Annotated in this window: 21 protein-coding genes, 1 pseudogene and 1 riboswitch; of the genes and pseudogenes, 15 read left to right on the top strand and 7 right to left on the bottom strand. The window is 40.9% G+C overall.

The features are described 5' to 3' along the window. From BUQ87_RS01345 to BUQ87_RS01285, 13 genes are all read left to right on the top strand, one after another. The gene (locus BUQ87_RS01345; protein WP_038260908.1) at nucleotides 1-741 is read left to right on the top strand and encodes a thiamine pyrophosphate-dependent enzyme; all 741 of its coding nucleotides are present in this window, start codon (nucleotides 1-3) and stop codon (nucleotides 739-741) included. 2 nt (nucleotides 742-743) lie between these two features. Continuing rightward, nucleotides 744-1,280 carry a 2-oxoacid:acceptor oxidoreductase family protein gene (locus tag BUQ87_RS01340; protein WP_038260911.1) on the top strand — a complete coding sequence of 179 codons (537 nt, stop codon included), beginning with the start codon at nucleotides 744-746 and terminating at the stop codon, nucleotides 1,278-1,280. 538 nt (nucleotides 1,281-1,818) lie between these two features. Further along, nucleotides 1,819-2,880, top strand: coding sequence for a butyrate kinase (buk, locus tag BUQ87_RS01335; RefSeq protein ID WP_038260914.1), 1,062 nt, complete (start codon nucleotides 1,819-1,821; stop codon nucleotides 2,878-2,880). A 66-nt stretch (nucleotides 2,881-2,946) separates the two neighbouring features. Beyond that, entirely contained in the window at nucleotides 2,947-4,233 is a 1,287-nt protein-coding gene (locus BUQ87_RS01330; protein WP_038260917.1) for an MFS transporter, read from the top strand. Between the two features lie 107 nt (nucleotides 4,234-4,340). After that, complete coding sequence (locus tag BUQ87_RS01325; protein WP_038260918.1) at nucleotides 4,341-4,658, top strand: hypothetical protein; 318 nt, start codon at nucleotides 4,341-4,343, stop codon at nucleotides 4,656-4,658. Continuing rightward, nucleotides 4,636-5,199, top strand: a complete 564-nt coding sequence (locus tag BUQ87_RS01320; protein ID WP_038260920.1) for a PDC sensor domain-containing protein — start codon at nucleotides 4,636-4,638, stop codon at nucleotides 5,197-5,199. The genes BUQ87_RS01325 and BUQ87_RS01320 overlap by 23 nt, the downstream gene beginning before the upstream one ends. Nucleotides 5,200-5,203: 4 nt before the next feature. Then, the gene (locus tag BUQ87_RS01315) at nucleotides 5,204-6,280 is read left to right on the top strand and encodes a methyl-accepting chemotaxis protein (protein WP_159434248.1); all 1,077 of its coding nucleotides are present in this window, start codon (nucleotides 5,204-5,206) and stop codon (nucleotides 6,278-6,280) included. A gap of 157 nt (nucleotides 6,281-6,437) precedes the next feature. After that, nucleotides 6,438-7,709: an ArsB/NhaD family transporter gene (locus tag BUQ87_RS01310; protein WP_038260924.1), complete on the top strand. Its 1,272-nt coding sequence runs from the start codon at nucleotides 6,438-6,440 to the stop codon at nucleotides 7,707-7,709. 483 nt (nucleotides 7,710-8,192) lie between these two features. Further along, nucleotides 8,193-9,089: a bifunctional enoyl-CoA hydratase/phosphate acetyltransferase gene (locus BUQ87_RS01305; protein ID WP_038260927.1), complete on the top strand. Its 897-nt coding sequence runs from the start codon at nucleotides 8,193-8,195 to the stop codon at nucleotides 9,087-9,089. A gap of 130 nt (nucleotides 9,090-9,219) precedes the next feature. Further along, on the top strand, nucleotides 9,220-10,410 hold the full coding sequence (locus tag BUQ87_RS01300; RefSeq protein ID WP_038260928.1) for an aminotransferase-like domain-containing protein: 1,191 nt from the start codon (nucleotides 9,220-9,222) through the stop codon (nucleotides 10,408-10,410). A gap of 114 nt (nucleotides 10,411-10,524) precedes the next feature. Next, nucleotides 10,525-11,298: an IclR family transcriptional regulator gene (locus tag BUQ87_RS01295; RefSeq protein WP_038260931.1), complete on the top strand. Its 774-nt coding sequence runs from the start codon at nucleotides 10,525-10,527 to the stop codon at nucleotides 11,296-11,298. A gap of 113 nt (nucleotides 11,299-11,411) precedes the next feature. Further along, nucleotides 11,412-12,869 (top strand): Na+/H+ antiporter NhaC, encoded by a 1,458-nt coding sequence (gene nhaC / locus BUQ87_RS01290; RefSeq protein WP_038260933.1) that lies wholly within the window; start codon nucleotides 11,412-11,414, stop codon nucleotides 12,867-12,869. 387 nt (nucleotides 12,870-13,256) lie between these two features. Beyond that, on the top strand, nucleotides 13,257-14,300 hold the full coding sequence (locus tag BUQ87_RS01285; protein WP_052635833.1) for a TMEM165/GDT1 family protein: 1,044 nt from the start codon (nucleotides 13,257-13,259) through the stop codon (nucleotides 14,298-14,300). Between the two features lie 197 nt (nucleotides 14,301-14,497). On the opposite strand, the gene BUQ87_RS01280 is transcribed toward BUQ87_RS01285, so the two are convergent. The 3 genes and pseudogenes from BUQ87_RS01280 to BUQ87_RS14915 form a co-directional block, all read right to left on the bottom strand. Next, nucleotides 14,498-15,055, bottom strand: coding sequence for a cyclase family protein (locus BUQ87_RS01280; RefSeq protein WP_038260935.1), 558 nt, complete (start codon nucleotides 15,053-15,055; stop codon nucleotides 14,498-14,500). Nucleotides 15,056-15,087: 32 nt separating this feature from the next. Next, nucleotides 15,088-16,263 carry an MFS transporter gene (locus BUQ87_RS01275; protein ID WP_242943759.1) on the bottom strand — a complete coding sequence of 392 codons (1,176 nt, stop codon included), beginning with the start codon at nucleotides 16,261-16,263 and terminating at the stop codon, nucleotides 15,088-15,090. 424 nt (nucleotides 16,264-16,687) lie between these two features. Continuing rightward, nucleotides 16,688-17,749: pseudogene (locus tag BUQ87_RS14915) on the bottom strand (IS1595 family transposase). Between the two features lie 257 nt (nucleotides 17,750-18,006). Between BUQ87_RS14915 and BUQ87_RS01265 the strand changes: the two are divergent. After that, on the top strand, nucleotides 18,007-19,938 hold the full coding sequence (locus BUQ87_RS01265; RefSeq protein ID WP_038260938.1) for a [Fe-Fe] hydrogenase large subunit C-terminal domain-containing protein: 1,932 nt from the start codon (nucleotides 18,007-18,009) through the stop codon (nucleotides 19,936-19,938). A 119-nt stretch (nucleotides 19,939-20,057) separates the two neighbouring features. Then, complete coding sequence (locus BUQ87_RS01260) at nucleotides 20,058-20,612, top strand: transglycosylase SLT domain-containing protein (protein ID WP_052635835.1); 555 nt, start codon at nucleotides 20,058-20,060, stop codon at nucleotides 20,610-20,612. Nucleotides 20,613-20,778: 166 nt separating this feature from the next. On the opposite strand, the gene cobT is transcribed toward BUQ87_RS01260, so the two are convergent. From cobT to BUQ87_RS01240, 4 genes are all read right to left on the bottom strand, one after another. Further along, the gene (gene cobT, locus BUQ87_RS01255; RefSeq protein WP_038260940.1) at nucleotides 20,779-21,828 is read right to left on the bottom strand and encodes a nicotinate-nucleotide--dimethylbenzimidazole phosphoribosyltransferase; all 1,050 of its coding nucleotides are present in this window, start codon (nucleotides 21,826-21,828) and stop codon (nucleotides 20,779-20,781) included. Between the two features lie 117 nt (nucleotides 21,829-21,945). Then, nucleotides 21,946-22,129: riboswitch (cobalamin riboswitch) on the bottom strand. A gap of 31 nt (nucleotides 22,130-22,160) precedes the next feature. After that, nucleotides 22,161-22,898 (bottom strand): ABC transporter permease, encoded by a 738-nt coding sequence (locus BUQ87_RS01250; protein ID WP_038260944.1) that lies wholly within the window; start codon nucleotides 22,896-22,898, stop codon nucleotides 22,161-22,163. Further along, on the bottom strand, nucleotides 22,889-23,734 hold the full coding sequence (locus BUQ87_RS01245; protein ID WP_038260948.1) for an ABC transporter ATP-binding protein: 846 nt from the start codon (nucleotides 23,732-23,734) through the stop codon (nucleotides 22,889-22,891). Before BUQ87_RS01245 ends, BUQ87_RS01250 begins: the two co-directional genes overlap by 10 nt. Continuing rightward, on the bottom strand, nucleotides 23,721-25,190 hold the full coding sequence (locus BUQ87_RS01240; RefSeq protein WP_052635836.1) for an ABC transporter substrate-binding protein: 1,470 nt from the start codon (nucleotides 25,188-25,190) through the stop codon (nucleotides 23,721-23,723). The genes BUQ87_RS01245 and BUQ87_RS01240 overlap by 14 nt, the downstream gene beginning before the upstream one ends. Nucleotides 25,191-25,197: the final 7 nt, after the last annotated feature.

The following is a 25,197-nucleotide window of genomic DNA, read 5'->3' as shown; positions in this document are numbered from 1 at the left end:
ATGGCTAAAGCAATGAAAATTCCAGAAATAGCTGAAAAAACTTCATCTTTCTGCCCGGGTTGCGGACATGGTATCGTTATAAGACTTATAACGGAATGCCTTGAAGAACTTGGACAGGACAAGAACATAATATTCGGATTGGGAGTTGGATGCTCAAGTCTTCTTGGTGGAGTGCTTGAAACAGACAGGCTTCACTGCCTTCACGGCCGTGCGGGAGCGGTTTGCACGGGTATGAAGAGGGTTTCTCCTGACAATGTTGTAATTGCATACCAGGGAGACGGGGATGCATACAGCATAGGACTTGCGGAGACTACAAGTGCTGCATACAGAAATGAAAATTTCACAGTTATTACTGTCAACAATACAAACTACGGAATGACAGGCGGACAGATGAGTAACACTACTATGCCTGGTCAAAAGACTACTACTTCGCCTAAGGGAAGAGACTGCTCTGTGACTGGTAATCCTATAAAGTTCCCTGAACTTGTTGCGGACCAGTTTGATGCTGCGTATGCTGCAAGAGGCGCAGTTAACACTCCTGTAAACATAAAAAAGGTAAAGGGATATATCAAAAACGCACTTGAAGCCCAAATAAACGGCGAAGGATATTCGGTTGTTGAAATACTTTCTCCGTGCCCTACAAACTGGGGAATGACAGCTCTAAAGGCTATGGAAAGAGTTGAAAAAGAGCTTATTCCATACTACCCACTGGGTGAATTTAAAAAGAGGGAGGCAAAATAATCATGAAAGAAATCGTATTTGCAGGATTCGGCGGACAGGGTGTGCTTACATCAGGACTTTTAATTTCACAAATAGCGGTTCACAAAGGCGCTAATGCCACATGGATACCATCATATGGATCTGCCATGAGAGGCGGAACAGCCAACTGTACAGTTAAGTATGGAGACGGAGACATATACAACCCGTCGCAGGAAGAACCTGACGTGCTTCTTGCCATGAACGTGCCTTCTTTCAATAAATTCATAAACATGGTAAAGCCTGGAGGGACTGTAATAGTGAACAGTGACCTTGTAACATGCGACTTGAATGTAAGGGACGATGTGAACATAGTGAAGGTTCCATGTTCAGGCATGGCCAATGAAATAAACCATGCTAAGGGTGCCAACATAATAATGGCGGGCGCAATAGTAAAGGTTACGGGTGACTTTACAGAAAAAGAGGCGATAAATGGAATGAACGACATGTTCAGGAAAAAAGGAAAAGAGAAATTCGAAGAGATAAACACAAAAGCGTTCAAAGCAGGATATAATTTTCTATAAGAATATAAGAAGAAGTATGTCTATATAACTAAACCATAAAAGCTCCTGTCCAGTAAAAACAAAAGATCCGCTTGAAACTGGCAAGGAGCTTTTATGGTTTGAATATGAGTGTACATTATAATGAAAAAAGCATAAAAACACAGGATAAATATGCAGAAAAGGTTGAAAATTCTAATTCTTAAGAAAATAGAAAAAATTATATTGACATTGAAAATATAAAGTTGTAGAATATTATCAAGAAAAATAAGGAACGATGTTCTGAAGAAAGGAACGAATTGATCTATCAAATGCCATTGTAGAGATTCGATTCTGAAAAGTCACCTTTTTTCTAAAATAAATTTCTTGGTATGGAAGTCGGTTTGCGGCAGTACGGTTTTGGAAGTCAGGAAAACATTTTCAAAAGATTAAAAGCCGACAAATGAATTATATTCTATATTTTTGCTAAGAAAATAGAACGTTGTTCCGCTTGGACGAACGAGTGGAAAATTTGAAAACTCAAAACTTAACATATAATTCAAAAGATTTCGAGGAGGATGACATGAGAATACTTGCGATTAACCCGGGAGGCACATCAACAAAGATTGCCGTATACGAAGACAATTTGCTTTTAATGAAAAAATCCATAGTGCATACGGCGCAGGATCTTGAGCCTTTTAAGGCTGTATTTGATGAATATGAATACAGAATGAAACTTGTTACAGATTCTCTTGAAAACGAGGGCATAGACATAAAGTCACTTTCAGCAGTTGTCGGAAGAGGAGGGCTTTTAAAGCCTATACAGGGGGGAACATACAGGGTGAACGATTCCATGATAGACGATGTGAGAAATGCCATAAACGGAGAGCATGCATCGAATCTGGGATGTGTTCTTGCAAAGTCCATAGCAGAAGGTATTGGAGTTCCTTCATTCGTGGTTGACCCGGTTTCAGTAGACGAGTTCCTTCCAGAGTCAAGACTCACAGGAATTAAAGACATAGACAAGGCCAGCTGGCTGCATTCGCTAAACCAAAAGGCCGTGGCAAGGGAGACTGCTGGAAAGATTGGCAAAAGCTACGAAGAGCTTAACTTTGTAGTGGCACATCTCGGATCTGGAATATCCATAGCGGCTCACAGAAAGGGCAATATGATAGACGGAGGAGGCGGAAGGGTTGACGGACCGTTTTCACCTGAAAGAAGCGGAGGTCTTCCGGCATATCCGCTAATAGAGCTTTGCTACTCTGGAAAATACACTAAAAAGGAAATGGTCTCAAAGGTAAGCAGCGTGGGCGGAATGTACGCATATCTTGGAACCAAGGATGTTGCCGATATAGTTGACATGTATAATGCCGGAGACAAAAAGGCGGTTACGGTAATAGATGCATTCGTTCTTCAGACTGTCAAGGAAATAGGAGCATATGCGGCCGCTCTTGATGGAAATGTGGACAGGGTCATAATCACGGGCGGTATAGCATACTCAAACGAAATAGTTGAAATGCTTAAAAAGAAAGTGAGTTTCATAGCTCCAGTTGAAGTTGTTCCGGGAGAAAAGGAGATGGAGGCGCTTATGCTTGGAGCAAAAAGAGTTCTGACTGGACAGGAAGAGGCTATGATTTATCCGTAAGAATTGCCGGGGTTGTTTGAAAATCCGATAGGGTTTACGATAAAAATTTAATTTGGAGGGAAAAGTATGAATAAAAAAACGAAGGTCTTATTGAATCTTTTGGTACTTGGTGCATGCTGGTCAATAGTATATCTTATACCGTTTATCCAGTATGTATTTTATGATCCGTTTCAGGAGATGCTTGGAGCTACGAATGTACAGCTGGGACTGCTTATAACCATATACGGTTTCGGAAACATATACGGAACGGCGATAGGCGGCTGGTTTGCTGACAGATTCAACTACAAGAAGCTTTATGTCGGTTCGGTGGTTGCGAACGGTATATGCGGATTCCTGTTTGTAATGAATCCTACATATTCATTTGCAATGGTAATGTGGGTTGGATTTGCAATATCGAGTCTTCTTATGAACTACCCTGCGCATATCAAGATAGTCAGGAGCCTTGGAGGCGACGAAGAACAGGGAAAAATTTTCGGATTGAACGAGTCGTCAATAGGATTGTGGAACATAATATTCAATGCTATAATGATGTTCCTGTTTGCAAGGTTCCTTGAGGGAACTGGCGGACTTAAGGCGGCGATATTCGGACTGAGCGTGCTTTCATGTCTTCTTGCGATTCCAGCATGGTTTATACTGGACGATCCCACCAAGAAGCCTGTCAATGAAAATGCTAAAAAGAAAGAAGAGCCAAAGGCGAAGATGGGAATAGCCGGCTACCTGATGATACTAAAGAGCCCTGCGACATGGCTTATAGCTTTTTCGATATTCTCAATATATTCTTACCTGACAACAATGACTTATTTCACTCCGTACTTTACGAATGTTCTTGGCGCCAGCGTGGCGTTTGCGGGCTGGGTTGCAATAATAAGGACTTATGTAATGACACTTGTGGGAGCTCCTATAGGAGGAACGCTGGCTGACAAGATAAAATCACCATCGAAGGTTCTGCTTGGAGTAAACCTCTTCGGAATGCTGGCGCTTATAACACTGCTGAACCTTAGCCACGACACACCGGTGTTTGTGCTTATAGCGCTTACTCTTACAATGGCACTTACAGTATTTATGGCAAGAGGATGCTACTACGCGGTAATATCTGAGCTGAATGTTCCAAGGGAGTATACGGCTACTACTATAGGAATCGCGGCGGCGATAGGATTCTCGCCAGACCTGTTCCAGTTCGTGCTTTACGGACACTGGCTCGACACTTACCAGAACACGGGATACACATACATGTTTACGTACCAGATAGCAGTGCTTGCAATAGGAGCCATAGCGGCTACGCTTGTACTCAAAAATAAAAAGAAATTTGCAGCAAAGGATACATTGGAAACAGAAACTAAACTAGACGCATAAGTACTTCATTAATATACCTTCAGTTAAGCAGATTGTTCGCCTGACTGAAGGTATATGCCGTATTTAGGCAAGTTTATATTTTATTTTGTGCTTGGAGCGTGAGAATCATGAAACTGAAGATCAGGCTTATATTTTTGAATTTGGGAATAGTAATGCTGGTGATAGGAGTTGTAATGAGCAGTTTCTTTATAACATCCTATTCAAAAATCAAAAAAGTCAGTCTTGAAAACATAGGCTTGAAAACTGAAACTATTGCAGGGGAAATGCAGGCCGTTTTAGAGGATGCCGAAAACGATGTAAAGGACATTAAAGACATACTCGTAAACATGAAAAAAAGCAGAGGCACCGACAGGGCTGTAGTCATAGAAATGCTCAGGGAGGTTCTTGAGAACAATCCAAACTATGTATACCTGGATAGCATATGAGTCGAATGCATTCGACGGGATGGATGAGCAGTATATAAATGCTCTTGGGGGAAATGATAGCGGCAGGTTCGTGCCGTGCTGGGGTAAAAGCAGCAACAAGCTGATATTTGAGCTCTGCGAGGAGTATGAGGAAAATCCATATTATGTGGTGCCCAAAAGGACAAAAAACAGTTTCCTAACAGACCCGGCCACATACACACTGGACGGCAAGAGTGTTACTACAGTGACCTTTGCAGAGCCCATTATTATTGACAGCGAATTTCTAGGGGTTGCCGGCATAGATATTTCACTGGAGCAATTGACGCTCATAAACTCAAATGTGAAGCTGTTTGAAAACGGATTTGGAAAACTTGTAAACAGCAACGGCATAGTGCTCGCACATCCGGGTGAATACAAACTGGACAAAGTTGATGCGGAACTTGAAGGCGAATCGGGATTGAAGCAGTTGGAAAAGATCAAGATAGGAGAGGTTAAAAGAGATCTGGGCTTTTCAGAAGATCTGGGGCAGGATGCATATAAATTCTATATGCTATGCAGTTAGGTCAATGGCATCTATATCGGATATAGTACACAGATTTTCGGATTATGACCTTACAATTGATGAGAAACACAATATAAACAGGTATATTGGCAAAAAAGACGAGGCAGGGGATATGGCGGATTCTCTTATTAAAATGCAGACGAACTTCAGGGAGCTTATAGGGAATGTATCGGATGCGTCAGACCAGGTTGCGGCATCATCGGAAGAGCTGACTGCGATATCAGATCAATCTGCACTTGGTTCTGAAGAAGTGGCAAAGACAATTGAAGAACTGGCAAGATCGGCAAATATGCAGGCGCGAAATACTGAGACGGGTTCAGAAAAAATTGGAGAACTTGAAAGCGCCATGAAAGAAAACCATGAACTCGTGGAAGGTGTAAGCGGTGCCTCAAAGCGTGTGGCCAATCTTATTGAGGAAGGTATGCTTATTATTGACGGTCTTATGGAAAAGACGGTTCAAAGCCAGGAGGCGGTAAAGGACATATTTGGCATGATAGTAAGAACAAATGAAAGCTCTAAAAAGATAGGAAGTGCAAGCGATGTGATTGCATCTATTGCAGAACAGACAAATCTTTTGGCATTGAATGCAGCAATTGAGGCGGCAAGAGCGGGAAAGAGCGGAAGAGGTTTTGCGGTAGTGGCAGATGAAATAAGAAATCTTGCAGAGCAGTCTACGTGTTCTACAAAGGAGATTGACTCTATAGTAAGCGAACTAGCTAAAAATGCAAACAGTGCAGTTGAAAAGATGACAGCGGTGGGAAGTCTTATACAAAAGCAGTCACAGAGTGTGGATGAAACCGGCGGCAAATACAGGGAAATATCACAGGCCATAGGCTATGCGGCAGAGAGTATTGCCAAAATGAATGCATCAGTGGAGATTATGGATGACAAAAAAATGCACATACTGGGTATAGTAAAGTCATTGTCGCAAATAGCGGAGGAGAATGCGGCAGGAGCCCAGGAGGCATCTGCATCCACTGAAGAACAGTCGGCATCAATACAGGAAATAGCGGATGCAAGTGAAAGCCTGTCGAAGCTTTCGCAGGAGCTTCAGCAGGCTATATCAAAATTTAAAATATAATAGACATTGCAACAGTTATAAAAAAATCAATAATAAGAACATCGAATGGAGTAAAAGCTACATTAAAACTATAAATACCATACAGCCTGCCGCTTGGAAAGTATCCCATAAAACTTTAGAAAGCAAGCAAAATAAATATAGGAGTTGATATATCACCATGTTTTCTCAAACTGCAATAGTTTTGGCAATATTCATAGCAACGTATGTATTCATAATATCTGAAAAGATAGATAGGACAATAATATCCTTTTTTGGGGCTACAATGCTCATACTGCTTGGAATAATGTCGCAGGAGGAAGCTCTCCTCTTTATAGACTTCAATACAATAGGTCTTCTAATAGGAATGATGACAATAGTAAACATACTCAAGACAACGGGGGTATTCCAGTATATAGCCATAAAGACTGCCAAGTTGGCAAAGGGAGATCCGTGGAGGATAATAATGTTTCTCTGTATTGTAACAGCGGTGCTTTCGGCGTTTTTGGACAACGTTACGACAGTGCTTCTAATAGCGCCTGTGACACTTGTAATAACGGAGACTCTTGAGGTGAATCCCCTTCCGTTTCTTGTTCCACAGATAATATCTTCGAATATAGGTGGAACGGGAACCCTTGTGGGAGACCCTCCGAACATAATGATAGGAAGCATATCGGGGCTTGGATTTATGGATTTTATGCTGAATACAGGGCCTATAGCCCTTATAATACTTTTTTTTACGATAATAATATTTAAATTCATATACGGCAAAAAAGTGGAGGTGGACGAGGATTTAAAATCAAAGCTTTTGATGTTCGACGAGAAAAAGGCCATAAAAGAGAAAAGCCTGCTTGTAAAATCTCTTTCAATACTGTTTTTGACACTTGTAGGTTTTTCGATACACGAAACAATCGGGCTTGAATCGGCATCTGTAGCCCTTATAGGTGCGAGTACAATGCTTCTTGTGAGCGGGGCCAACATAGAGATTGTACTGCATGAAATAGAGTGGCCAACGATATTTTTCTTTGCATTTCTTTTCATACTTATAGGAGGATTGGAAAAAGTGGGCATTATAGACATGCTGGCTGAAAAGATAACAGAGACTGCGGAGACTAATTTTTTCCTCACCGCCATACTTATGCTTTGGGGATCTGCCATAATTTCATCATTTCTCGACAATATACCTTTTGTGGCAACAATGATTCCGCTTATAAGTAAAATGGCTGCAATGTCAACGCTTGACGTTACGCCTCTTTGGTGGGCGCTTTCACTCGGGGCATGCCTTGGAGGAAATGGAAGTCTTATAGGAGCTTCTGCGAATGTCATAGTGGCAGGCATACTTGAAAAGAGCAGTTACAAGCTCTCTTTCATAGATTACCTTAAAATAGGTTTTCCTATGATGATAATATCCATAATCATGGCAAGTTTTTATCTTGTGGCAATGTATCTATAAAATTATTAGATGGAATTGTATGCTGCATAAATTCACATTAAATCTGCATGAAAAGTTTCGAGCATGTTGATTCCGCTGAGGTGTAGTATATACGGATTTGAATGTTTAGTATAAATATTAACCATGTGATTTCTTGATTTAATTATGAAGATTTGAAAATTCTCAAAATTAAGAAAAGGCTTTAAATTGTATTGACATGAAAAATATTAAGATGTAAAATACAATCAAGAAATAAAGGAACGATGTTCTATCGAATAGAACGATCTACTTGGAAACAATATGATATTTTGAAACGATGTATGCTGTGTTGGATAGAATATCCATGCACAGTCTCCTATATGGGCAGTGGGAAAACGATTTTCGAAATGGAATTTTGAACAAGGCGGATTGTGACTTCATATTCGAATTCTGACAGTCAATTTGCAGGATATCTGAATATGAGCTTATCAATACAAAAACAACAATCGAAGGAAGGTGTGTCCATTGTTTAAAAATTTTGAAGATATACTGAGTGTTGCAAAGCAAAGAGGACCTTTCAAGGTGAGTGTGGCGGCGGCGCATGATCGTGAAGTCATAGAAGCTGTAAAGATGGCAAGCGACATAGGACTGATAACCCCTGTACTTGTGGGAAAAGAAGATGAGATAAGGGATTATATGAAGGAACTCGGAATGAATGATGTTCAAGTTGTGGATGCAGCTGACGAGGTGGAAGCTGCGAGAAAGGCAACTCTGCTTGTTAAAAATGGAGAGGCGAAAATACTCATGAAGGGTTTTGTAAATACAAGCGTGTTTATGAAGGCTGTCTTAAATAAAGAGGAAGGTCTTAGAAGTGGTCGTCTTTTGAGTCACATGGCGGCATATGAAATACCAGGCCAAAAGAAGATAACATTCTGCAGCGACAGTGGAATAAACGTTGCACCGACGCTTGAGCAGAAAAAGGACATACTTACTAATGCACTGCTTGCGATAAAGTCAATGGGAATTGAAAAGCCTAAAGTTGCAGCTTTGGCGGCAAATGAAATGGTAAACCCTAAAATCTTGGCAACGGCGGATGCAAGAGCTCTTGTGGAAATGCACGAAAGAGGAGAAATTCCAAGCTGCATAATAGAAGGACCTATAGCAATGGACGTTGCGTGCAGCAGTGAGGCAGCAAAGCACAAGGGAATAGACAGCCAGATTGCTGGAGACGTCGACCTGTTTTTCAGCCCTTTCATAGAGGTTGGAAATGTACTTGGCAAGGCATGGCTGCATTACTGCAATGCAACATGGGCGGGAATAGTACTTGGGGCTACAAATCCTATAATGATGGGTTCAAGAAGCGATACAGCTGAAATAAAGCTCAACTCTATTGCGATGGCATGCCTTAGCTGTGGAGAATAACTAGAGCACAACTTTTAAAAATACACTGAATATAGCAGCGCACTTATTGAACGGAACGGTGTTCTGAAAATAGCAATTAGTATTTATATGACTGTTTGGATATAAAAAATATCTTTGGAGGTGCAATGCAATGAAATTTGCTAACAGAATGAATGAGGTAAAGGCATCGGCAATTAGGTCTGTTGGAAAGATAATAGCTCAAAAGAAGGACGTAATATCTTTTGCGGCAGGGCTTCCAGACCCTTCGCTGTTCCCATTTGACGAAATATACGGAGTTACAGACAAGATATTAAAGGAAAATCCAGCCCAGGCGCTTCAGTACGGACCTACTCAGGGGCACGGACCTCTTATAGACAAAATAGTTGAACTGCTTCAAGAAAGAGACAACGTATCAGCAAGGCCGGAGAACATAATAGTTACTACTGGTTCTCAGCAGGGAATATCATTTTGCGCTATGATGATGATAGATCCGGGAGATGTCATAATCACTGAAAACCCAAGCTACCTTGGAGCTATAAATGCATTCAGGCCTTACCAGTGTAGTTTTGTAGGCGTTGACGTTGACGAAAACGGAATGATAATGGAAGAACTTGAAAAGGCGCTTAAGGAAAATCCTAAGGCAAAGATGATATACGTCATACCAAATTTCCAGAATCCTACGGGAAAAACATGGTCTGAGGAAAGATGCAGAAAGCTTGTAGAGCTTGCAAACAAATACAATGTAATGGTAATAGAAGACGATCCATACGGACAGCTTAGATTCAAGGGAGAAAAGGTTCCTACTCTAAAGTCAATGGATACAAAAGGAAAGGTTATATCGCTAGGATCCTTCTCAAAGGTGCTGTGTCCGGGGCTCAGGGTTGCGTGGATATGTGCAGACAAGGAGATAATCGAAAAGGTTGAACTTCTAAAACAGGGAGTTGATCTTCAGTCTAATCAGCTTGCGCAGATGCAGGTCTGCGAATTCCTTGAAAGCTATGACTTTGAAGGGCATATAGAGAAGATAAGAGCTGCATACGGAAGAAAATGCAATCTTATGATAGAAACAATGAAGAGGGAATTCCCTGAGGAAGCTAAATATGTTGAGCCTGAAGGCGGAATGTTTGTATGGGTTGAGCTTCCAGAGCATATAGATGCAAATGAGCTTTTCAATAAGGCAATAGAAAAGAACGTGGCATTTGTTCCAGGAGAGTCATTTTATCCCAACTCAGACTGCAAAAGTTCTTTCAGGCTGAATTTTACAACTACTCCTGAGGACAGGATTGAAGAAGGTGTCAAAATCCTTGCAGGTGTAATAAAAGACTGTCTTAATGATTGCTAGAATTACGGTCTTTTGTAAAATGCAAATATAAAGCAAAGTCTATTTCACGCCCACCTCCGGCTATGGTATAATTGTTTTTAGCAAAAAACAAATGAAAGGGGAACGTTTTTAATCATGAATTCAGACATTATAAACTCAGTCGACAGAGCGCTGGACATACTTATTCTCTTATACCGCGAGCAAAGGGAAATGGGCGTTACTGAAATATCAAAAGAGCTTGGAATATACAAAAGTACCATTTACAGAACACTTCACACACTTGAAAACAAGGGATTCATACAGCAAAATTCTGAAAATGGAAAGTACTGGCTCGGGATAAAGCTCTATGCGATAGGCATGAGCGTAGGTGAAAAAATGCCTCTCAATGAGGTAATACAGCCTTATGCAAAAGCACTTTCAGAAGAGTTTGGGGAGGTAGTGAACGTTTCTATTCTTGACACTACAACCTACAAACATCCAAAGACTATTCTTATAATAAAGGAAGAAAAGCAGGGCCAGATGCTGACTGTAAATCCGAAGCTTGGATCAATTAGTGAGAGTCACTATTCTGCCGTAGGAAAATGCCTTCTTGCATTTTCTGAGGACGAAGTGGTTGAGAAGATGAAGGATGTGGATTTTTCATCGAAAACGGAAAATGCCATAAAAAACTGGGACCAACTTTGCGAGGAACTTGAAATGGTCAGGAAGCAGGGATACGCGCTGGACAATGAAGAAGCGGAAGTCGGACTTACATGCGTAGCCGCTCCGATACTTGATAAGAACAACAGGGCGGCTGCAGCAATAAGTCTTTCAGGACCAACTTCAAGAATAAACATGCCTGGAAAATTCGAAACAATACTTGGAGCGGTTAAAAAGGCGGCAAAGGAGATATCCCTAAAATTGCGTTAAGTCATAAGTGAAGCGTATATTAGTGTAGATGCCGGAAAATCCGACGGGTTTTCTGCATCCAAGCGCAAAATTTCCCGAATCTTCAAAATATTCAAACGAAAAGGAGAAGGATTATGGAAAATGACACCAAAATAAAAATGCCCACTATTATATTCGCTCTTTTTACTGTGCTTCTTATAGTGACGACTCTTATGGGAGGTCTCCTGGCGTTTCATGCGGACATGCACATACTGCTTTTCATATGCATTGTAATAGCGGCAAGTGCATCAAAGCTTTTGGGACATTCATGGGAGTGTATAGAAAAGAGCATGATAAACGGAGTGTCAAGGGCAATGGGAGCATTATTTTTCTTTTTCCTTATAGGAATGGCAATTGGCGCTTGGGTACAAAGCGGTACGGTACCTGCGCTTATATACTATGGGCTTGACATAATGAGCTACAGGTTTTTTCTTCCCGCAGGACTAATAATATGTACGTTGTCATCAATGGCTATAGGAAGCTCGTGGAATACTGCCGGAACAGTGGGAGTGGCGCTTATGGGTGTTGGGGTGGGAATGGGAATACCGGCTCCGTTAGTTGCAGGAATGGTAATATCGGGTTCTTATTTTGGAGACAAGATGTCTCCGCTTTCAGAAACTACAAACCTCAGCCCTGCAATAGCTGGATCAAGTCTATATGAACACATAAGAGCAATGCTTTACACTTCAATTCCGGCATACATGTGCGCGCTTGCAGCATACGGCACAATGGGGCTGAAATATGCACATACAAGCCCCGATATGAAGCACATAGGCCAGATTCAATATGCAATAGGGAGTTCGTTCAATCTGCACGTGATTGTATTTTTACCACTTATTGTAGTTATGGGACTCAGCATAGCAAGATTTCCCGCGATACCAAGCCTTGTGACAGGCATAGTGGTGTCGCTTCCGATATCAATAGTAGTTCAAAAAAGAGGTGTGGTTGAATCACTCGGGGTGCTTAACTATGGTTTTTCTGCCCAAAGTGGAGTAGAGGTTGTAGATATACTTTTAAACAGAGGCGGCATACAGAGCATGATGTGGACGTTTTCACTTGCAATAATGGCGCTTAGCCTTGGAGGGATTCTTGCACAGAGCAATATAATGGATGTGATAATAGAAAAGGTGCTTCAAAAAGTTAAAAATCCTAAATATCTGCCTGGAATGACCATAATGACAGCAGTATTTATAAATGCTACAATGGGAGAGCAGTATATGGGAATAGTCCTTACCGGAGAGCTTTACAAGGAGGCATATCCAAAGGCGAATCTTCAGCCGAGAATGCTCTCAAGGGCGCTTGAAGAGGGAGCTACGCTTACATCAAGTCTTTTTCCGTGGACAACGGGAGGGGCTTTCATGAGCACTGCACTGGGAATTTCAGCGTTTCAGTACGCCCCCTATGCAATAGTCAACTGGCTCAATCCCATATTCGGGATACTATTTCCCGTACTGGGCTACAGCCTTTTGACAATGAACAGTAGTAAGGGAAAGATATCGATTAAAGAATATGCACAGCAAAATCATGCAAAAGCGGATGAAATATTGAAGTGAAATGCCTGATTTGCAATGTAAAAAGCCTGGAATTGTTCTATTTAAAAAGATACAATTCCAGGCTTTTTAATTTTAAGTATTGGAAATGGTCAAACTTGCAGGAATTAGATTAGAATACCTGCAAAGTATTGATAAATATATGAATATATGATATATTTATATGGCTAAGAGGGAGTAGCTGTGGCTTTGAGCCATAAATAGGGTCAACATACTGGAGAAATCCTGGTCCTATTTGCGCCTGAATTTTTCAGATGAAGCGAGACTTTTAGATCAGTGAGCATTTTTGCGCCTGCATGAATGTTTTTTGATCTAAGAATCTCGCTTTTTTTATGCAGCAAGAAAGCCAGATTCAATTATGCAAAAATAAAATACAATAGGGAGGATGCAATGTTTGGAGAATTTATAAAATCGCTGATACTTATAATTATGGCGGAGATGGGAGATAAGACTCAGATTCTAGCAATGGCCTTCGCCACAAAATACAATGTGAAAAAGGTGCTTATGGGGATTTTCATAGGATCATTCTTAAACCACGGGCTTGCCGTTATTTTCGGATCGTATGTTTCAAAATTCATGCCCATAGGCATTGTACAGACTATTGCTGGCATTTTATTCATAGGGTTTGCGCTTTGGACGCTAAGGGCGACGGAGGACGAAGAAGAGGAGGGTGCAAGTGAAAAGTACGGCCCCGTGGCCACTGTTGCAACGGCTTTTTTCATAGGGGAGCTTGGAGACAAGACCCAGCTTGCCGCTATAACCCTGGCCTCTGATGCGGTTTTTCCGATTTTCATTCTAATGGGAACTGTTACGGGAATGGTAATAACGGGAGGTTTTGGAATAATAATAGGAAGTAGGCTTGGGAAAAAGGTTCCAGAAACTACAATAAAGGTGGCTTCTGCATGCATATTCATGATATTTGGTATTGCAAAGCTGTATACTGCGGTTCCAAGGCAATATCTTACGGGAACAAATCTGGCTGCATTTATGGGAGCCTTGGCTATTCTGATATTTTGGGCTTCGAAGCCGCTTATTGCCATGAAGAAGGCAGGAAAGGTGTCGCTTTTCAGGGAAAAGTCCCAGGAGCTTTATAATTACTACCACAACATACATGAAAAGGTTGAAACCATATGCCTTGGCAGTGGGAGATGCGGAAAATGCGAAGGAGACAAATGCATAATAGGGTACACCAAGCTGCTTATAAAGAGCATAGACGACGAAAATGCCGAAAATCTTGTGGCCGATCTGGACGTGTTTGAAAAGAGTCTTGAAAAGGATTTCGACAGAGAAGAGGTGGAAAAGGCGCTTGATTTGACAGTTGATTTTCTGGAGAACAGCCCGCACGAAAAGGGCAATGGAAAAGAGTCCGAAGTTGAATCTGTAAACAGGATAAGAGAGGTTCTTGAAAAGCTTTTGAATAAAAAGAGTCTATAGAAAATACCCCGGGCGCAATACTGTATTGTGCCCGGGGTATTTATTTGTGAGGCTGTGTTTAAGAATAATGTTGATATAATGGAAATTTTAAGGGAATCTCTTTGAGATTCCCTTAATTCGTCTTTTGTTCCTATTGCGTAGTTTAAGAAGAATATATTGTAATTCAGACTGAAGATTATGCTCATCTTTTGAATCTACTACTGTTCAATCAAAACTCTGCATTTTAATCCTGTCATTTCTTCATCTTCTAGCCACATTGTATAAACAGTAAAATCAGCATCAACGATTTTGGCTAAGTTGCACAAATTTTCAATAACATAAATCTTACCTTGTTCACACAACCTGTCAGCTTCTTCATGTTCTAAGTGCTGTCGAATACCAGCACAATCCATTCCGATAAAGTGGATTTGTTTCTCTATCAATGCCTGTATCAGCTCTTTTGATAGTTGAGGGTGATCATTAAAATATTCCTTGGCTCTATAAGCATATTTTTCAATTTGACCTGTTCTGAATATTACAAAATCACCTTTGTTGATTTTGCTTATTTCAATATCATCAGTAAAAACTTCTGCTTTATCACGCACATCAAACAGTATGCCTTTGCTTTTAAAATATTCTAACGGTATATTGCTTTTTTCGTAAGTATCGAGATGTGTTCCAACATGTCCCATCGCTACATGCTGATTGTCCTGTGACTTTGCCCAGGCAATTAAAGGACTGTTATTTGGAACAACAGTTGTTATATCTATTAACATTGCGACCTTCTAATTATCCCATGTCTCCAAGATTAAACTGATTTATTATTTTTTAATTCCATAAGAATCTCAACTGAATTTTGACTGGTGTTTCTATGATAAATAAGCATTAAAGCAAGTCCCAAAATACTCATTGCACAACAGGTAGCAAATCCCATCTCAATAGAATAATCTGCAGCCTTTCCGATTATGACATTTCCCAGTGAAGATATCATTCCACTGCTCATTGAATATATAGAGAGTATTGTAGCCCTACTTGATACTCGTATATGCTTGTTTTTTATATCTGTCTCTATGGGCCCAATAAGCGCTGCACAAAGCGATATGAAAGTAACTGATATGATACTTAGAATCGCATTAGATGTAAAAATCAATATAACACAGCTAATCACCATAGTGGCATTCAATATTATTATGGCCCCTGTATTTCCAAATTTTTTACTCATGTTATCCGATTTTGCAGAAAACAACCTTATCATCTGTACACTTGCCAATATGGCTCCAAAATATCTTGGATCTATGCCACTTTTTAAATATTGGGATTGGTTTAAAAATACCGTTACAGCTTGGAATACTTCCATTACAAGTCCTATAGATATAATGAAAATAATTATGGATGTATCCTTAAATGCTTGCGTAAAGCTTTCACGGAATTTAGGACTCTCCTTTTTGAAGTCCTTAACTTCCTCCAAAAATAAACTTAAAATTGCCGCAAGCGCATACGGAAATATGGTAAATAGCGCCGTAAATTCAAGTGAAATTGGTATTATGAATGAACTACTAATACACGCCATAAAAAATCCAAGTGTTCCAAAAGCACTGTACCTTCCAAACACATTCTGTACTTCATTCTCTTTTATGGAAGAATATATTAGTGCTATATCACAACCTGAAAGTCCTGACATCACAACTGAAAGCAACACCCGTTCAAATAAAAACATCCCAAATGAATGCGACATGTAAAAAACTATTTTCGATACAAAGAATAAAATGTTAGCAAGCACAAGTGTTTTCTTGTATCCAAACCGATCCGAAAACCATCCCCATGGGACCTCCAAAATAATCATAAGCACCCAAGATATAGATTCTATAAAAAATATTTCAGACATAGAAAGACCCCTAGCCTGTCTGAACAGTGTAGCTACGGGACCATAAAAGACAAAACCCTGCAAAAACACAATGACATACATCAAATAGATATTTCTCATCTTATTCAATTTAAAACACCTCCAAAATTTCATAAAAAACACAACTAAATAAGCATAGGTAAATATGCTAAATTCTGTTTGCTTATATATTTTTTATAAATTGTAGGTGTTTTAAATTGGTCTATTCATTGCAGAGCTCCCCTATTAATTTAAATTCTTACTAGTTTCATGATATACGCTTATACGAATATAGTCAACATTGTCTAATTCAAGTATTTTGTCAGCTTGATGTATTTCAAAAATGACTATAGAGAAGGAGATCGTCATATAATAAATTCGCTATATTACGAGTCTATAAGAAAACAATGTATGTATTTTCGCCCTAGATAGTCGGTTTACTGATGTGCCATATATTACTATTGTGACTGTCCTCAATATTATCATAATAACAGGAGACAATTTAAATGCCATCACTTTATATGTATTAAGCATAGATAGGTCTTCTGTACTTGAAATCTGCTATTTTAGTGTCTGAATGGGCCGCACTGGAATGCACAATGAGGTTCTTGCTTTTAACAATGTCCTTTTCGCTCTTGAAAAACTGGAGCCATTTGAACCAATAGAGGTAGTTCACGAGATACTTTGTAGCAACACCTTTAAGCCCTCTAATCTAGTTCTTCAAAGTGCTGTGGAAAGCGTTAATGTGCTGTATATGGTATATGCCTTCTTTATGCTTACCAGACTTGATTCGCTGATGTTCTATGCAAAGGTTTTGTGTGAACTTTATGTAGCTCGGGTGCGAATCGGTGCAAAGTATTGAATTTTCTTCAATACTCTCGTTGAACATACTTTCAAGGTTGGAAGTCTTTACCCTACCCTTGCAAGCAAGTTCTGCAAATATGTTTCCCATTCTATCAATTGCACAAACAACACAAACCAGCTCATTAGAGATACCTCTAACAGTTGACTGTTTTCCACGCTTGCGTGACTTTCTTGGCATTTTAAAGTGGTTGCTTTTCTTATGATTACCCTTGAAGCTTTCTGCAAAGTAGGTTTCATCAACTTCGATGATGCCGCCAACTATGCCTTTTCCCATGAAAAGCCTTATGGCATCGAGAAGCTTATGTCTCCAGTAAAAAGCCGTAGGCAGGCTTATGTCAACATGCTCAACGCATTTTCGCAGAGACAGCCCACTAATCATGCACTTGGCGTAGATTAGCCACTTATTCAGGGAGTTCTTGCTTGAATACATTGGAGACCTTGTAAAGTCAGTAAAAGTTCTTTTGCAGTCAGGATTTTTGCATATGTACCTTTGCCTATATTCGGAAGAGCTTTTTGGTTTGTATTTGCCGTTTCTGGATACTTCGTGATGTCCGCAGTGTGGACAGACCTTTCCCTTTGAGAAGCGGTTCTCCTTGATTTCATCGGCTACGCCGTCGATATGAGTTCTAAAAGTGAGCACCTGTTCAAAAAAATTTATTAATTTCTCTTTATCCGATGGACTTAGTTTTTTGATGTCATCCATTACTGAATCATATGATAGCATAGCAAGAACCTCCTTCTGAAAACGAATATATGTTCTTATTATACCCTCATTTAGCAAAAACTTCAAAAATATTAAATTTCAACATTATTTTTAAACAGAGCCATTTGTGAAATCGACCTTGAAAATAAAATAACAATGTATTTTCTTTTATATATTGAAGTGGTAAAATGAAATGGTGTCAATTTATTAAACTTTCTGATGAATTTTGTATTTTTTTGACGAATAATAAGGACGGGTGACTGAAAGGGAGGCAAAAATTGGAAAATAAGGATATAATTTTCACATGCACTGACCTCTGTGTAGGCTGTAACAAATGCCTGGCCGTGTGTCCCACACACGAAGCAAATAAGGCGGAAGTGGACGAGCTTGGAAACAGCAAGATAAAAATTGAAAATGAAAAATGCATAAAGTGTGGCAGATGCATAGACATATGTGACCACAGCGCAAGGGATTATTATGACGATACGGCCAGATTGTTTGAAGATCTGAAAAAAGGCAAGAAAATAACAGTGATTGCAGCTCCTGCAATACGTGCAAATTTTGAAAATTATAAGAAGGTATTGGGCTTTTTAAAGGCTCTGGGGGTAAACCTGGTGTATGATGTATCGTTTGGCGCGGACATAACGACCTGGGCTCATTTGAAAGTTATAAATGAGGAAAATATACAGTCTGTAATAGCACAGCCATGTCCTGTGATAGTCAATTATATTGAAAAATATAGACCTGCGCTTATTGATTACCTCTCTCCTATACATAGCCCAATGATATGCACCGCGATTTATTTAAAAAAGTACCAAAAGACAACTGATGGTATTGCATTCATATCCCCATGCATTGCAAAGGTTGATGAGATAAGAGATGAAAACACTTCGGGACTTATTCAGTACAATGTTACTTTCAGCAAATTAATCGACTACATTGCAGAAAACAAGATTGACGTTTCAAGCTGCAGAGAGGTCGAATTTGACAATCCACCCTGCAGCATGGGATTTTTGTATTCAAGGCCCGGTGGACTAAAGGAAAACATAAGCCTCAAAATTGATAAGGCTTGGATACGACAGATAGAGGGTATCCACGCATATGAATATATTGATGAATACGCAAAGAGGAGAGAATCTAAGAGACAGACACCTCTCTTGGTTGACGTATTGAACTGTAGTTTTGGCTGCAATCTGGGAACGGGGACTTCTAAAGAGCTTTCGATTGATGATGTGGATTTTAAATTCAACAACATAAAAGACAAAAAGTCAAATGAGAAAAGCAAGTGGAAACTAAGAAGAAAAATAGACGAGCTGTACAAATTTTTCGACAAAAAATTGAGAATAAGTGACTTTAGGAGGGCTTACACGGACAAATCGCACAAGGGCATAAAAGATATCAGTGAGCCTTCAATAAATGACTACGACAATGTATATTCTATGATGCATAAAAATACTGATTTGGACAAGAACGTGAACTGTAATGCATGCGGATACAACAGCTGCAAGCTAATGGCAAGGGCTGTATTTAACGGATTGAATGATCCATCAAATTGCATAAGATATAACAAAGAAGAGTTGAATGTTGAAAAGAAAATGATAAATGACAAAAATGAAGAGCTAAATGGATTGTTAAATGAAATGGAAATTCTCAGCCAGGAAAGACTTGAAAGAATAGATATATTAAAAATGTCAGTTGAGGACATAACAAATACAATAAAAGCGCTATTTGAGGAAAGTGAAAAATCATCCCAAAATGTTGAAAATATTGTCCATGAAATTTCAGACATAAACGAAAGAGCAAGAAGACTAAGAGCCAGTATTGATGGAGCCAAGGAAAAGCTTGATAAATTTGCAACTGCTACAAATGAGATTGTTGAAATAGCAGAGAATACGAACCTTCTCTCGCTAAATGCATCTATAGAAGCTGCACGTGCCGGTGAAAGCGGCAGGGGATTTAACGTGGTAGCCGGGGAAATTAAAAATCTTTCAGAAAATACAAAGAATCTTGCTGTATCCACTAAAAATGATGAAGAAGCTATAATGGTCTATATGCAGCAGGTTATGAATGTTTCAAATGAACTTGAAAAAAGGGTGTCTGTAATAAATGAAAAAATATCAGACATATCAAGTGCAATAGATAAAGTTACATTAAAGGGACAGCACATAAGTGAGGTTGCGGTTGAACTTGTAAGGGATATGGAAGGTTGATTTGGACTATTAACTGGGTGAATAGACGCTTTTTTCTGAAAACATTGTGAAAAGGGCGGAATTACTATATAATAGTCAATAGATGGCAAAAAAACGAATAAATTAAAAGGAGTGAAAGAATGAAAAAGCTTATCGCGGTTTTTGTTTTCACGATGATGATTACGGCACTTAGTATGGTATCATTTGCCGAAGGTCAGTATGAAAACACGAAGGTAAACGAGGCACTTAAGTCTTTCATGTTGAGTAAGAATTCGAAGCTCACTGCGCAGGAAGCCGACAATGTAATGAGATCCATAGAAAACGCAAGCAACGCGTATGGGGTTGAAAAAGATCTAATAACAGCCATGATATGGAAAGAAAGTAATTTCAATTTACTTCTTGCATACAACAGGTGCATAGGGCCAATGCAGATCCACGAAAACACAGGAAAAAGAGGGGGACTTTCAAAAGAAGACCTTTACAATTCTGACAAGAACATACACTTTGGAACTCGCTATCTGGCCAACCACATAAGAAGCTACGGGGACGTGGGAAAGGCATTGAGCGCGTACAACCAGGGCTCCACAAGGGTCAACAGCGGAAGCTACTCGAAAAAATACGAGGAAAGCGTGCTTGCGAGGCAGGCCACGGTAAAGGCGTACATAAACAGCTACATATACAATTCGCAAAACTAGAGACATACCATAAACTGAATATAGTGTAGGATATTTGTCCATATAGAAGCGCCGGGAGTATTCCCGGCGCTTTGCTGTTGCCAGCCTCTCATTCAGGTTTCATTGATCGGTATGCTTTCAAATTCAAATATGCTTGGCACTATAAAGAGGTTCGCCTGTGAGTATATCACACCACGTCTATCCCGCCCTCTTCGAATGTTATCATGTCCCGGTTTATTGCAATTGCGCATTCCATTATGTTGAACATCATTGCGGCTCCCGAGCCTTCGCCAAGCCTAAGCTCCATGTTGAGCATAGGGCTTAATCCGAGATACCTGCTTGCCGCAGCGGCCCCCTTTTCAAAAGATGAATGCGAAGGAACCATGTAGCCCTTTACGAGAGGCTCTATCTCAGACGCGATTATGGCCGCCACCGTGGATATGTATCCGTCTATTATGACTGGAATTCTCTTGGCAGCGCATGCAAGCATTATGCCTGCCATTGCGGCTATATCAAGCCCCCCCACCTTTGAAAGCACATCTAGGGGGTCGTTTCTATCGGGCCTGTTGAGCTCGATGGCCTTTTTTATGGTATAGGCCTTTCCCTTTACCTTTTCAAGAGGGAGATTTGCTCCTATGCCGGTGATTTCATAGGGGTCTATTCCGGCCATTACTGAAAGCACTGCCGTTGACGTAGTGGTGTTTCCTATTCCCATTTCCCCGGTGGCTATTGCGCCTACCCCTTTGCCTATCTGGTCGTTGGCGGTTTCTATTCCTACTTCTATTGCTTTTATCGCCTGAGCCCTTGTCATGGCAGGCATTTTGGCCATGTTGCTTGTCCCATTCATTATGCTTTTGGAGAGGACCTTTGGATTCTTTGTTGGAACGGCCATTCCAACGTCGACCACGACCATTTCGGCTCCAGCCTGCTTTGCTATTGGGCCTACTCCTGTGATTCCATCTGCTATGTTGGATGCCTGGACCGTCGTGACTATCTGCGGCGCGCTTGCTACTCCCTCTTCGCACACCCCGTTGTCTGCAGCCATAACCAAAACGGCCTTCTTGCCCATTCCAGGGTGCATTTTGGATGTTATCCCGCAAAGCTGTACTGAAAGCTCCTCGAGCTTTCCAAGGCTGCCCTGGGGCTTTATGAGACTGTCTATCCTGTTTCTTGCTGCTTCCATAGCAGACTTGTCAAGCGGCCTTATTTCTCCTACAGTTTTTTTCAAAAGCTCCATAATAATCTCCTCCAGTCATTTTATGATGTTCTTGTTTAGCAATGTTTCTATACAAAAAAGCCCACACCAAAATATGGCGTGGACTTTCCATCATCCTCACAGTGGCTTGCCAAAGGGCTGGCTCAAAGTCTTTGGGCAGGTCTCCTGGCTGAAATTCATCGTCCGACGTCCGCCTTCCCTATCAGCTTTTGCTGAAGGTGGCATTATGGCGTGGACTCATTATCACAGTGGCGGGCCCGCTCGGGATTTTAACCCGATTCCCTATTCTCCCTGTTTGGGCACCCAAGACTGTATGTAGTTTTATCATTATGATTTTTATCATTCAATAAGGTCTAATACTTGATCTCTTCATAGCATATTCTTATTGAAAGCACCATTAACGCGGCTGCGAAAAACAATGTTGCAATAAGCGAGAAAGTGTCTATACCGTAGCCCAGAATAATCCTTCGCAGAAGCCTCGTGGTATGTGTCAGAGGAAGAAGCTCTATTATCCACCTGAAAAACCAGGGCATCTCGCTGAGAGAAAAGAATGTTCCGCAAAGGAATGACATGGGGGTTATGACTATGTTTGTGAAGTTGTTCATGTCGTAGTGGGTGTCTATGACCATTGCTGCAAAAAAACCAAGCTCCGCGAATATTATGGAGTTTAAGAATATTACAAGTATAAGCCATCCGCTTATGGGAAAATCCACTCCTGAAATCATGCCCATTATTATTACAAAGATGCCAGAATAAACTCCCCGAAGAGCCCCTGCCAGTATGTGTCCTATTGCAAGGCGCGAAATTCTTGTGGGAGAATATATGAATGTCTCAAAGCTTTTTTCATGAAGCCTTGTAACGCTCACTCTCATTGATATTGCGGAGTAGCTGTTTCTCATTGTAGTCATGGCCAAAAGGCCCGGTATGAGATAAAACATGTAGGGTTGGCCCTCCACGCTCAGGCGACCGCCCAGTCCGAATCCGAATGTGATGAGGTACAGAAGGGGGGTTATAAGCTGAGCCCGGGTTATTTTCCAGAAGCGGTGCTTGAAAAAAGTCCACTCACGCCATAATATAGTCTTTATTTCCATATGTGCACCTTCTTTTGGGTATAGCTGAAAAACACGTCTTCAAGAGAGGTGTCTGTTATATGGTATCCTTTGTCTATGCCAATAGCGATCTCCTTCGCCTGAGAGAGCGTTTCGTGAAAAGAAGACAGGCTGTGTCCATCGGCCTGGTATTCGAGCTTATAGCGGCCAATAGAGTTTATAAGTTCCATTGGAGAGCCGTCCTTGAATATTGTACCCTCGTTTATGAGCATCACATTGTCGCAAAGCCTTTGGGCTTCTTCTATATAGTGGGTTGTAAGCACTATTGTCTTGCCGGATTCGTGCTGGCTTTTTAAAAAGTCCCAAATTTCCTTTCTTGCGCTTGCATCCACTCCAGCAGTGGGCTCGTCCAGGAATATATACTGCGGGTCGTGCATTATAGCCCGCGCTATCATGAGCTTTCGCTTCATTCCCCCGGAAAGGTGTTTTGAGAGCCTTTTTCTGGCATTTTCAAGGTCCAAAAACGACAATAGCTCCTGCGTCCTGCGCCTGATTTCCTCTTTCGGTATATGGTAAAGAAGGCCGCTAAAATAGAGGTTTTCCTCTACAGAGAGCTCCTTGTCGAGGTTCATGTGCTGGCTTACTACGCCTATTTTGCGTTTTACAGATATTGCATCCTTTTGCATTTTCACCCCGTCAAAAACAACTTCTCCGCCGGTAGGCTCCAAAAGCCCTATCATCATACGTATCAGTGTGGTTTTCCCGGCGCCGTTGGGGCCTAAAAGGCCCCAAAATCCGCCGGCAGGTATACTAAAGCTTATTCCATCGACTGCGTTAAAATCGCCAAAGGATTTATAAAGATTATTACATGTTATCATTTAATATCACCTGCAGCGTCTCAAGAGCGGCAAATATCTCGTTTTTTGATACGGATTTTTCAGGAAGGAAATTTCCCGATTCAAGCTGTATGAGGCCGTTTGAGACCACCGATTTTGCGATTCTTGAATTTTTGACGTCTTCTAAATCGCTGATCTCTATGGAATTGTCGTTTTTGAGATTCCCTATGATATAGAGCATCTTGGCAAACTCTTCCCTTGTCACACTACTTTCAGGCTTGAAGAATTCGACATCGTCCTCTATGAATACTTCGAAATAGCCCCTTTGAAGGCAGGTTTCGGCTGCATCGAAATAAGAACTGTCACTGCCTAAGTCTTCAAGACGCCCATAGTAGTGGTCTTTGCCCGAGTCCTTGTAGTATGACGTCGAAGGCACGAATATGGGGCTGTGAGTGTATTTCAGGAGTATTTCAGCAAGCTCGTCCCTCGTGATCTCCTCGCCGTATGCATCCGGATCTATAGCATCGAAAAGGTCTGGGTAGAAAGAACGCATTAGCTCCTTTACACCCTTTGTGAACCTGAAAGTCGGACTAGATATTATCTTCTGGTTGATTTCGACAATCCTTCCGCTTTTCACGGCGCTAATGGAGTCAAATCCCGGACGTATTGATATGGAGTGGGTGTTTCCTCCTCCGCCCATTGCCCCTCTTTGAGTGACATATACGTCTATCTCTTTGCCCTTTTGGAGTATATTTTCAATGCCGTACGCAGCTATGGAACTGCCCTCTGTTATAGGCTCCACGTCGCCAGCTATGTTTATTCCTCCTGCAAGCTGCAAGGCGTATGAAGGCATTGAATCAACAGTTACAGTTGTGTAGTCTCTGTCTGAAGACTCGAAATACACCCCGACCTTATCTTCTATTCCGCTTGTGGTAGAGCCCATTGACTTGAGCTCATTGTGGAATTCATCCAGCTTCTTGGATGCAGTGCCTTCCTTTCCGGTCAAAGTGGCCAGCTTCATTATATAGTCGTCAAACTCGCTGAAACTTTCAGGGTAGAGTGACACTACGTTTATTCCAGACCTCCTGAGAGAATTTACGAAATCAGGACTGTTCCTTTCTATAAAGGGACGTATAAGCACAAGGTCTGGCTTTTGAGATATTATCTTTTCTGGATCGGACCTGTAGTCGAACACCTTCTTGTCAAGAGCGGCAGGAGGATATATGTCGGACGTGCCGACACCTATGATCTCCCTGTCGAGGCCCAGTGAAAACAGGTTTTCAGTGTGGGCTGAGTACAGCGAGATTATCCTGTCTGCAGGCTTTTCAAGTCGCACCCTGTATCCCGAATCGTCCACAATGTCTATTTCGTACTCTTTTGAACCGGCGGGAAGGATGTGGCTTGAGCCCTTTTCAATCCACGGCCTCGCAATGAAAAGGGTAACGAGAATCACTGCAAATATTTTGACCCATGTCTTAAACTTTATTTCCTTTAGCATACAATCA

It is taken from the genome of Peptoclostridium litorale DSM 5388 (assembly GCF_900141635.1).
Taxonomy (GTDB): domain Bacteria; phylum Bacillota; class Clostridia; order Peptostreptococcales; family Peptostreptococcaceae; genus Peptoclostridium; species Peptoclostridium litorale.
The sequence above is the reverse complement of the archived record's forward strand: the minus strand, read 5'-3'. Positions and strand labels throughout refer to the sequence as shown.